The organism is Blautia sp. MSK20_18, assembly GCF_020553125.1.
Lineage (GTDB): Bacteria > Bacillota > Clostridia > Lachnospirales > Lachnospiraceae > Blautia_A > Blautia_A fusiformis.
On the sequence record NZ_JAJCGR010000004.1, the window covers coordinates 177094 to 184169 of the forward strand.

Sequence of the window (7076 nt, forward strand, 5' to 3'; positions counted from 1 at the left end):
ATAAGATTTTGAATAATAGGAAAGAGGAAACAGACATGAGCGATTTTTTGACAGAAAAAAATAAAAAAACAGGAATACTGGGGAAACTGAAATGGGTTCTTTGTGGCTTTTTTATACTTTTTTCCCTGGGAGCTATTGGCGCATCGGAGAAGTATATCGGTGAAGGGCGCTGGGGAATGGCAGCAACAGAGATCATACTTGGATTGCTGTTTCTATATCCAACCTTCCGGGAAATTCAAAAAGCATTAAAGAAGAAAAAAGCCGGAGAAATCGCCTGCTGGTTTGAATCCTATGCCCAGAATACCGTCTCATTTGAAAAGCTTGAGCAGGAACTGGGAAAAGGTGCAGTGAAAAAGCTGGAAAAATTTATTGCGGGGGGATATATCCGGAATATCCAGATAGACAGAGAAGGAAATTATATTATGATCACTGCACCGAACAGACGCGTAAATGAGAAGATCTATATTACAGTTACCTGCCCCAGCTGCGGTGCAAAGAATCAGGTAATAAAAGGTCGTCTGAGCACCTGTGAATATTGCGGACAGCGTCTTACCCCATGACAAAAGACACCTTTCGGATCTGCCCTGTTAAAGATAAAATCCTTGTGCAATATGCTCAATGCATAAAAAGGATATTTTATAAACAAAATTATATAAGTTGCATATAACTAACGCATGCAGCATAACAGAAGTTGTACAAATATCCGTACATCCATAGACGATTGGAATGAAATCATAGAATAAATTTATAAAAATAGCTAATAAAACTGGATAATATGTTCAAATTATGGTACATTTATTGTAGCAGTCAGAGGAAATATTGCGGCCTTTTTTTGGACCAGGATTTTCGAAGGGCTGAACAAATAACAAAGAACTTATTTATTTGGTTTTATTGTTTCTTTCCTGGGAGTGCAGAGAAGGAGGGAACGGATAAGAGCAGATAATCATAAGGATATAATCTTTATAAGGAAGGTGAGCAATTGGAAAACTATACTAAGTACAAGCTGAAAAGCAGTGATGAGCTTGCATCAGTGCTGAACGGCAGGGACAATCTGTTTGTAATCGCCTGTAACAAGTGTTTCAAGGAATTTGAGACCGTTGACGAACCGGATTGCGAGGAATTCCTGAAATTTGCTGCGGAGCAGGGAAAAACCGTCACAGGCAGTGCGAAATTCGATTTTCTGTGCAACAAGATGCACACAGAAAGAAAATTACAGGATCTGCTGCCGGAAGGTACAGAGAATGTAGTTGTGATCTCCTGTGGTCTTGGTATCCAGACTGTTGCAGATCTGACCGGTAAGCCGGTGATCGCAGCAAGTAATACCCTTAACTACAGAGGCCATCACGGCATGGCACTTACCAAAAAGAGCTGTGATGCATGTGCACAGTGCTATCTGAACATTACCGGAGGCGTCTGTCCTATCGTCGACTGTTCCAAGAGTCTTGTGAACGGACAGTGCGGCGGAGCAAAGAACGGGAAATGTGAAGTGGATCCTAACAAGGACTGCGCATGGGAGAAGATTTACCAGAGACTGGCAAAACAGGGTCGTCTGGAAGAGTTCCTGAACCAGCCGGTACAGGTACGTGATTACTCCAAGGTTAACTTTAAGGTGATCAATGATTACGTGAAGTCTATCAGAGAGGACAGACTGAACGGATACTATGGTGGCGTTCATCCGTCAGAGCACAAGGAATTCAGCGAGCATATCGATCTGAAGAAATTCCCGGATCCGAAGACGGTTGTGATCTCCATGTCCCAGCATCTTGGTGCACCTGCCAACCCGATCGTGGAAGTAGGCGACACAGTAAAGGTTGGACAGAAGATCGGAGAAGCTGCCGGATTTATCAGCGCACCGGTACATTCTAGTGTAAGCGGAACCGTAGTTGCTGTTGAGCCACGTATGCATGGTACAAGAGGCAGTGAGGTGATGGCAGTTGTCATCGAATCCGACGGAAAAAATACTCTGCACGAATCCGTACAGCCACATAAAGCCCTGGACGAACTTACACCGGATGAGATCATTGAGATCGTAAAGGATGCCGGAATCGTTGGTATGGGTGGTGCAGGTTTCCCGACCTGTGTTAAACTGAAACCTGCGAAGCCGGTTGATACCATCCTTCTCAACGGATGTGAGTGTGAGCCATATTTAACAGCAGACCATAAGGTTCTCCTTGAGTTTGCTGATGATATTATTTTCGGTCTGAAAGCGATCCTTAAGACAACAGGTGCTGAGAAGGGCATCATTGTCATCGAGGATAACAAGCAGGATGCGATCGAATTAATGCAGGAAAAAGTTGCCGATATCGGAAATATGGAAGTTTTTGTTGCAAGAACCAAATACCCGCAGGGTGCTGAGAAAACTCTCATCAAGCGTGTCATGGGCAGAAAGGTTCCAAGCGGCGGCCTTCCGGCAGATGTTGGCGTTATCGTAGATAATATCAGTACTGTAAAAGCGATCTCCGATGCGATCCAGAAGGGTATGCCGCTGATCGAGCGTGTTGCAACCGTAACAGGCGAGAAGATCAAGAATCCTGGCAACTTTATCATCAAGATCGGTACCAGCGTAAAAGAGCTGATCGATTACTGCGGTGGATTTACAGATGACGATGTTCTGGTCAAGATGGGCGGACCTATGATGGGATTCCCTCTGAACACTCTGGAGGTACCTATGATGAAGGGCTCCAACGGTATCATCGTCATTGATACAGACGAGACCAAAGAGCAGCCATGTATCAAGTGCGGACGCTGTGTGGACGTATGTCCGATGGAACTTTCTCCTCTGTATTTCGTAAAATATGCGAAAGAAGAGAACTGGCAGGGCATGAAGGACATGAATGTCATGGACTGTGTTGAGTGCAGATGCTGTCAGTATATCTGTTCTTCCAAGATTCCGATCATTAACAGTATCAAAGCCGGAAAAAATGCAGTAAGGGGGATGAAGTGATATGTTGATTACCCAGTTAAAAGCAAAAGAAACTATCGTATCACTGGCAGCCGGAAAGAAAGTTTTTATCATCAACTGCCATGGATGCAAGGAAGTTCGTTTTCCGGAAAAAGAAGCTGTTGAACTTCAGAAGGAGCTTTCCGCTGAAGGAAATGTGACAGGGATCATGACAACGGATTATATCTGTAATCCGGAAAATATGCAGTTACGTCTTCAGAAACACATGGATAAGATCAGAGAAGCGGATCTGGTCCTGGTATTCTCCTGTGGTGTTGGTGTACAGACCATCGCAGAATATCTGGAAGACAAGATGGTATGCGCAGCCTGCGATACATACCCGGTACCTGGTTTCCAGGGTGTAACACCGTTAGAATATAAATGTGACCAGTGTGGTGAGTGTTATCTGAACCTTACCGGCGGGATCTGCCCGATCACAGCATGCTCCAAGAGTCTTGTCAACGGCCAGTGCGGCGGTTCCAAGAATGGTAAATGCGAAGTGGACAGTGATATGGAGTGTGGATGGGAGCGCATCTACAGACGTCTGAAAGAGATCGGACGCCTTGACGCACTGAAATGCCCGACACAGATCCATAATTTCGCTACAGATGATGAAGTGAAATAATAAGCAAAGATTTATTAAGAAGCCAAATTAAATTATGATACGGTTCACCGGAAATATTCCGCAATGTATGCAGCAGAGCAGGTGGACCGTACCCCAAATTTTAAATGATTGGAGCAAATATAATATGAAAATGAAAGAATTATTCGACCGTGGTGAATTTGTAGTTTCTGCAGAAGTAGGACCGCCAAAAGGGATCCATGTAGATGAACTGGTAGAAGAAGCCAAAACTTATCTCAAAGGCGTTCATGCAGTCAATGTAACAGATAACCAGTCTTCGGTTATGCGTCTTGGATCCCTTGCAATGTGTAAAGTTCTCAAAGACGCCGGAATGGATCCGATCTTCCAGCTTGCATGCCGTGACAGAAACCGTATTGCACTGGAGTCTGATCTTTTAAGTGCTGCTATGCTTGGTATTGAGAACATCCTCTGTCTGACAGGTGACCATACGAAGATGGGTGATCATCCGCAGGCAAAACCGGTATTCGATCTTGATTCTGTATCTCTTCTTCATACAGTACAGCTTCTCGAGTCCGGTGTAGATCTTGGAGGAAACCAGCTGGTTGGTGAGCCACCGAAATTCTCCAAGGGTGCCGTTGTATCTCCATGCAGCGATTCCGTTGACGCTCAGCTTGCAAAGATGGAAAGAAAGGTTGCTGCAGGTGCAGACTACTTCCAGACACAGGCTGTATTTGAGCCGGAGAAATTCATCAAATTTATGGAAAAGGCAAAACAGTTCGGAAAACCGGTACAGGTTGGTATCATCATTCCGAAGTCTGCTGGAATGGCTAAGTTCATGAACAACAACGTTGCCGGCATCCATGTTCCGGATGAGATGATCGAGGAGCTGAAAGCTGACAAAGAGAAGACAAAAGCTGGTATCACAGGTGTTGAGATCGCTGCACGTATCATCAAAGAGTGTAAGCCATACTGCCAGGGTGTACATATCATGGCACTTGGATGGGAATCCAAGATCCCGGCACTTCTGGAGCAGGCTGAGATCTGATCAGAACGATTGCTTTATAAAAAATAACCAGAAAAGCTGTCCGGAACCGGATGCAGGAGATGCACACCGACCGGGCAGCTTTTGTGTAAGAAAAAGCTTCTTTATACGGAAAAACTCTTCGGGAAGCCTGCGGGATCCACAGCGGAAGAATTCTAGCTTAAGAGGTAAAGAGACGATGGAAAGTATTATTATCGGGATCGCCGGAGGGTCAGGCTCCGGCAAATCTACATTTACAAACAGACTGAAGAAGCATTTCGGAGACGATGTGGTGGTGATCTATCATGATAATTACTACCGCAGACAGGACGGAATTCCTTTTGAAGAACGTGTGAAGGTGAATTACGATCACCCGGATTCACTGGAAACCGATCTTCTGGTAGAGCATCTCAAAGAACTCAAGGAGGGCAAAACCATCCAATGTCCGGTATACGATTACAGTCAGCACAACCGCTCCGACAAAGTGCTGAAAATCGAACCAAGACCGGTCATTCTGGTAGAGGGAATCCTGCTTCTTGCAGATCCGCGTATCCGAGATCTTCTGGATATCAAGGTTTATGTGGAAGCAGATGCAGATGAGAGGATCTTAAGACGGATCTCCAGAGATGTGGAGGAACGTGGACGGGATTTAAACGGAATCATCGATCAGTATCTTACCACAGTAAAACCGATGCATTATCTGTATGTGGAGTCTACACGGGCGAAAGCAGATATTGTGATCAACAGCGGTAAGAATAATGTGGCCTTTGATCTGTTTGTGTCAAAGATCGGGCAGCTTCTGAAAGAACTGAAAAAATAATAAGTAAAATAAAAAAGCATGTCATACTTTAGGACAGAGCGGATCAAGTTATATCCGTCTGGCTGTGTATGACATGCTTTTTTGAGCGGTTCAGGTGAAGCTGCCTGTATTCACACGCTCTGTATAAATTTTTCCACATAATATAAAGCTGCACCAATGGCAGGTGTATACTGCCCGTGGGTGCCGACCAGAATCTGATCTTTATCCAGGGTAAAGGGTGCGCCTGTGTTGATGTGTTCCAGCAGATAAGTGATGTCTTCTTCCGTAAAATAAGGTGCCAGATATCCGCTGATGATGATCGGCGCATCGATGATCAGGTTCAGGTTTTTCATGGCAAATGCCAGATGGTTCAGGTAATCTTCCCAGTGCTCAGCAAGCCGGGGAGATTTTTTTTCGCGGAGCAGCGGGAAAAATTCCTTCACAGGCATCCCGGCAGACTGTTCCAGAGCGTTGGCAGAGCAGTAGGTTTCCAGACAGCCATGGTTTCCGCAGTAACATAAAGGGCCGTCAGGATTGACGCACATATGCTCAAGGGTTCCGCTGTGCATGGAACTTCCCTGATGAATTTGATGATTGGTGATAATGGCACCGCCCAGGTTTCGGTTCAGAAGGAACACGACAGCACTGTCAAGCTCCGGGTGATTCCACAGCTCCAGAAAAGCAGCGGATTTGGAATCATGTTCCAGATGGCAGGGGTAAGGAAGATGCCGGGAAAAATCCTCCAGTTTCATTCCGGTATTGTTCATGATGTTTCCGTAGATCACAGTGGAATTATCCGGAGAAGTGATCCCCTGTGTGGCAATGGAAATACCCAGGATCTTTTCATTCGGATAGTGATTTTCTGCGATGAATTTTCGTACTTTATCGGTCAGCTGTCTGTAATATTCTTCTGTGTTGGAATAGGGAAGAGCAATGGTTTCTGTATAAAAGGCATTTCCATATAAGTCGATTGCTGTGATATGGAACATGTTTTTCAGGATCCCGATTCCAATGGAAATCCGGAAATCCGAGACGATCTGGATGGCCTGGGCCTTTCGACCACCTGTGGAATCAAAATATCCGTTTCTGTCAATAAGCCCTTCTTTTTCCAGCAGGTTCAGGTTCTGGCTTACGGTGGAAAGCCCCATCTGAAGATCCTGGACGATCTGCATTTTGGAAGTCTGGTGTGTTTTGTATATATATTGGTAAACCTTGGAGCGGTTTATTTTTTTTAAATTGATGGTGGTTAATCCTTTTTCACTCATGAGATTCTCCTGATAAAAGTAATTATAGATATGTTTAAGTCGTGACATGCTCCCACCACTTAAATCTTACGATTTTGAAGTGGGGGCTTCCTGCTCGATTACCCTTTAGGGCAAAGCTAAAACAGGCTATCCCCGCGTGTCCCGCGGTTTTGTTTTTTATGTTTATCCGGTTACGGATTTTTTTCTTGTGCCGTCAGGCACATTCTTTATAGATTCTTTTTCCTTCTTCACGGATGTTGACTGCTGCATTCACATCCCGGTCCATCCTGTTTCCACATTCACAAACATACATTCTATCCGACAATGCCAGTTCCTTTTTCTTATGTCCGCATACACTGCAGATCTTGCTGGATGCAAAATAACGGTCTACTTTTATAAGATGTTTTCCGCATTCTTCCAGCTTGTATCCCAGCATGAACAAAAACTGCCCGTACCCGTTATCCTGCACACCTTTCCCAAGGTGCAGC

The 7076-nt window shown here is 44.8% G+C and carries 7 protein-coding genes; 5 read left to right on the plus strand and 2 right to left on the minus strand.

Going from position 1 to position 7076, the window contains the following annotated elements:
- The first annotated feature begins 35 nt into the window (after positions 1 to 35).
- The 5 genes from LI091_RS04245 (at position 36) to udk (ending at position 5365) form a co-directional block, all read left to right on the plus strand.
- Positions 36 to 560: a hypothetical protein gene (locus tag LI091_RS04245; protein WP_114001781.1), complete on the plus strand. Its 525-nt coding sequence runs from the start codon at positions 36 to 38 to the stop codon at positions 558 to 560.
- Positions 561 to 979: 419 nt separating this feature from the next.
- Positions 980 to 2944 carry an electron transport complex subunit RsxC gene (gene rsxC, locus LI091_RS04250; protein ID WP_265190865.1) on the plus strand — a complete coding sequence of 655 codons (1965 nt, stop codon included), beginning with the start codon at positions 980 to 982 and terminating at the stop codon, positions 2942 to 2944.
- Between the two features lies 1 nt (position 2945).
- Entirely contained in the window at positions 2946 to 3566 is a 621-nt protein-coding gene (locus LI091_RS04255; RefSeq protein ID WP_021976351.1) for a methylenetetrahydrofolate reductase C-terminal domain-containing protein, read from the plus strand.
- Positions 3567 to 3690: 124 nt separating this feature from the next.
- Positions 3691 to 4569, plus strand: a complete 879-nt coding sequence (locus LI091_RS04260; protein WP_015526188.1) for a methylenetetrahydrofolate reductase — start codon at positions 3691 to 3693, stop codon at positions 4567 to 4569.
- A 175-nt stretch (positions 4570 to 4744) separates the two neighbouring features.
- Positions 4745 to 5365 carry a uridine kinase gene (gene udk / locus LI091_RS04265; protein ID WP_015526187.1) on the plus strand — a complete coding sequence of 207 codons (621 nt, stop codon included), beginning with the start codon at positions 4745 to 4747 and terminating at the stop codon, positions 5363 to 5365.
- Positions 5366 to 5475: 110 nt separating this feature from the next.
- Here the strand turns inward: udk and LI091_RS04270 are convergent, their stop codons facing one another.
- The gene (locus LI091_RS04270; protein WP_059086717.1) at positions 5476 to 6609 is read right to left on the minus strand and encodes an ROK family transcriptional regulator; all 1134 of its coding nucleotides are present in this window, start codon (positions 6607 to 6609) and stop codon (positions 5476 to 5478) included.
- Positions 6610 to 6802: 193 nt separating this feature from the next.
- On the minus strand, positions 6803 to 7076 hold a 274-nt coding region (locus tag LI091_RS04275), incomplete at its 5' end, for a zinc ribbon domain-containing protein (RefSeq protein ID WP_173733178.1).